This is a genomic window from Rhodococcus chondri (assembly GCF_036327435.1).
In the GTDB taxonomy this organism is placed as follows: domain Bacteria; phylum Actinomycetota; class Actinomycetes; order Mycobacteriales; family Mycobacteriaceae; genus Rhodococcus; species Rhodococcus chondri.
Map to the genome: position 1 here is coordinate 1 of NZ_JAUZMZ010000312.1, position 2,798 is coordinate 2,798.

Here is a 2,798-nt window from a genome sequence, read left to right on the forward strand (position 1 = left end):
CCGTAAATTCATGACGCAGCCCATGAGCACCTTCTCCGCGGGCGTCGGCCGGACCGTCGACGGCACTCTCGACGAGGCACTGGCCGGGTGGGAGGCCGCAGCGCGGCAACGCGTCGACGTCGCGGGCCGTACCCCGGTGCGCGCGCTGTCCACTTCGTCGACGTCCAGGTGGCGGTACCGGCGGTGCGCCTTCGCCGACGACACCCGTGTCGAAGTGACGATCGGCGAGACAGCGTCCGGGAAGTGCCGGATTGCTGTATCGCACAATCGACTCATCTCCCCCGTCGACGTCGAAAGCCTCGGGGAGTTCTGGCGATTAGTGCTCGCCGACGTTCGGGTATGACCCCGTTCTCTATTCGTGGACACCGTCGACGCACCCCACGTAGGTTGGGCCAGACCCAGCACGTGCGCGGAAGGACGATCATGGCGAATCTACGGGAACTGGCCGAATCTCATCTCTCCACGGCGCGAACGGACAAACGCGGTCGCAGCGCCGAACTCGTCGCGAACGACGGACCGCTCCGGCAGACGATCATCGCACTTCGGGAGGGCATCCGGCTCGCCGAGCACAACTCCCCGCCGGCCGCGAGCCTCCAGGTACTCACGGGACGAGTTCGTGTCGAACTCGAAACGGAGTCTCAGGGGGAATTCGACGAAGGCGAACTGTGGATTCTCACGCATGAGCGCCACTCGGTACTCGCCCTCGCCGACAGCGTCTTCCTGCTGACCACGGTGACGAGTCAGCAAGACCAAGAATCATTTTCCTGATCGCTCACGGCTCCGCTCCTGTCTCGCGCGGATAGGTTCAGTTCGACCGAACCACTGTGACATTCGGCGTAGCGGGTGGAGCGGCGCGAGGCGGCTCGGGGCACCCGGCGAGTGGGATGACCCTGGCTCAATCGGCGAGCAGGGAATCGCGCACCAGTCGGCGAAGCACTTTCCCGATCTGGGAGCGTGGCAGATCCTCGACCACGACGATCCGCCGCGGCACTTTGTATGCCGTCAGATTCTTGCGGCAGTGCTCGCGCGCCGCGTCGACGTCGAAGTCGTCCTTCGACACACCCTCGTCCAGCAGGACTGCCGCGACCACCTCCTCGCTGCCGCCCGCTGTCGGCAGGCCGACCGCGGCCACATCGGCCACTCCCGGGAAGTGTCGCAGGGCCGCCTCGACTTCGGATGGCATGACATTGAATCCGCCGGTGATGATCAGTTCCTTGATCCGGTCCACGACGGTGACGAAGCCGTCGGGATCGACCTGGACGATGTCGCCGGTCCGGAACCAGCCGCCCTCGAGTAGCGACTCAGCGGTCTGCTGCGGTTTGTTCCAGTAGCCGGAGAACACTTGTGGTCCTCGAATCAGCAGTTCGCCGCGCTCACCGGGTTTCACATCCTCTGCGGGATTGTTGGGATCGACAACGCGAATCTCTGTGCTGGGGAAGGGCACTCCCACAGCACCGGGGCGACGCGAGAGGCCGATGGGGTTGCCGATCGCAACCGGGGAGGTTTCGGTGAGGCCGTACCCCTCGACGAGTAGGCCACCGGTCACCGCTTCCCACAGGTCGAGCGTCTCGGTCGGCAGCGGCATTGCACCGGAGATGGAGAAACGCGCCGACGTCAGGTCCACGCCTCGTTCCCTTGCCGCGTGGGCGAGCCGCTCGTAGATCGGCGGCACAGCGGGCATGAATGTGGGTGGGTGCTTCTTCGCTGCAGTCAGCACCAGGTCGACGTCGAATTTCGGGAACAGCACGAGGCGGGCGCCGATGCTCATCGAAAACGTCAGGCACAGTGTGAGCCCGTACGCGTGGAACATGGGCAGGACCGCGTAGACCACCTCCTTGCCGTCGACAAGCCCGGGAACCCATGCACGTCCCTGCGCGGCGTTGGCGGCGAGATTGAGATGTGAGAGCTTGGCGCCTTTGGGTGTTCCCGTGGTACCGCTCGTGTATTGGATCGCCGCCAGATCGCCGACCGCGGGCCGCGGATATGCGGGGTCGAGCGGTCCGTCGGCGAGTAGCCGCTTCCACGGTATGGCATCCGGCGCCGGCGCGGTGAGCGCCTTTCTCAATGTGCGTGCCTTCGGGACCGGCAAGGCGAGCGCCAGCCGTTTGGACAACGGCATCGATTGCGTGATGTTCACCGCGACGACGTGCTCGAGGTCGGTGGTGCCGGATAGTTCCTGAAGCATCGGGCACACCTTGTCCCAGGCCACGGCCACCTTCGCACCGTGGTCGGCGAACTGGTGGCGCATCTCCTCGGCGGTATAGAGCGGATTGTGCTCGACGACGATACCGCCGATGCGTAGGACGGCATAGAACGCCACCACATGCTCGGGACAGTTGGGCAGGACCAGGGCCACTCGATCTCCGCTGGCGACGCCGAGACGCCGTAGCCCCTCAGCGGCCAGCCGGACTCGATTGCCGAGTTCGGAATAGGTGAGTTCGGCCCCGAAGAATTCGAGCGCGGGGGCGGATCCGAATCGTGCGACCGACGTTTCGAACATGTCGACCAGCGAACTTTCGGGCAGTTCGATATCCGCCGGCACGCCTTCGGCGTAACGATCGAGCCATACCCGTTCTGCGGTACTCAAGCTCGTCACCTTCTCATTCTCAGCGCGGGACGGCGTGTCCGGTGGTCGTTCGGTCTTGTGGAGAACCGTGTCTCTCGACCCTAACCTGGAAAATTCGTGGTTGTTCACCGATCCGAGCATGTAGATAAGCGAAAGCGCCTGTCCTGCAGGGCATAATGGGACTTCTCTAGGGTTCCATCACGCAGGCGGGAAGGCACTTCGCAGGTGAAGA

2 protein-coding genes and 1 pseudogene are annotated in these 2,798 nt (G+C 64.4%); 2 read left to right on the forward strand and 1 reads right to left on the reverse strand.

Annotated elements, in window-relative coordinates; translation table 11 throughout:
* Window positions 1-343, forward strand: a pseudogene (locus Q8814_RS25510) (hypothetical protein); the annotation flags it as partial.
* Window positions 344-423: 80 nt separating this feature from the next.
* Window positions 424-768 carry a cupin domain-containing protein gene (locus Q8814_RS25515; protein ID WP_330154738.1) on the forward strand — a complete coding sequence of 115 codons (345 nt, stop codon included), beginning with the start codon at window positions 424-426 and terminating at the stop codon, window positions 766-768.
* Between the two features lie 127 nt (window positions 769-895).
* On the opposite strand, the gene Q8814_RS25520 is transcribed toward Q8814_RS25515, so the two are convergent.
* Window positions 896-2,596, reverse strand: a complete 1,701-nt coding sequence (locus Q8814_RS25520; RefSeq protein WP_408015986.1) for a long-chain-fatty-acid--CoA ligase — start codon at window positions 2,594-2,596, stop codon at window positions 896-898.
* Window positions 2,597-2,798 lie beyond the last annotated feature (202 nt).